Below are 887 nucleotides of genomic sequence, written 5' to 3'. Positions count from 1 at the left end.
AATCCTGCACGCGCGCCACGTCCGCGGCGGGGCATTGGACGAAGGCGACGGTGCCGCGCCGGATATCCGGTCCCACGCGCACGCTGGCGGCCGTGCCGGCCTGCGCCAAAATCTCTCGGAACACTTGCTCGGCGGCGCGCATGCGTAGCTCCGCCCGGGCCACCTTGCCGATGGAGGTCAGCGGCATCTCCTGCAGGATCTCGATGCGCGCTGGCACTGCAGCGCGTTCCGGCACGAGGTTGCGTGCGGCCGCCAGCAGTTCGTCGGCAGCCGGGGTGAAGCCTGGCTTGAGCGTGACGTAGGCGACTGGCAATTCCCCGGTGTGCGCATCCGGCTGGCCGACCGCGGCCGCCATTGCCACGGCCGGATGCTGCAGCAGCACATCCTCGATCATCGCCGGATCGATGTTGTGGCCGCCGCGGATGATCAGCTCCTTGGCACGGCCGGTCAGATGCAGATAGCCGTCGGCATCGAGATGGCCGAGGTCGCCGGTATTGAGCCATCCCGGATTGAGCCAGATGCCGCCATTGTCTTGCTCGCGCAAATAGCCGGGAAACACATTCGGACCGTTGATGCCGATGACGCCGGTCTCGCCCGGCGCGCACGGCTCGGTGGCATAGCTGGAGCCGTCGACCTTCCAGACGCCGATTGCCTGGTGCGGCAGGCGCAGGCCGACCGTGCCGAGGCGACGTTCGCCCTGCGGCGGATTGAGGGCCGAGACGCACGCGCCTTCGGTCAGACCGTAGCCCTCGTACAGCGGAATGCCGGCGGCTGCTTCGAAGCGCCGCGCTACCTCGGCCGGCAGCGGCGCGGCGCCGCAAAAGGCGAAGCGCAACGAGGCAATGTCGGCGCCTTCCCGCGGCAGATCGGCTAGCGCGGCGTAGATC

Annotated in this window: 1 protein-coding gene; it reads right to left on the bottom strand. The window is 69.0% G+C overall.

Translation table 11 applies throughout. From position 1 onward, the window contains the following. Positions 1 to 887 (bottom strand): AMP-binding protein (locus ACYP5B_RS26165; RefSeq protein WP_459571643.1); only part of this gene is annotated, 887 nt, incomplete at both ends.

This window comes from Cupriavidus sp. 8B (assembly GCF_054589115.1).
This window is presented reverse-complemented; position numbering and strand designations above follow the sequence as displayed.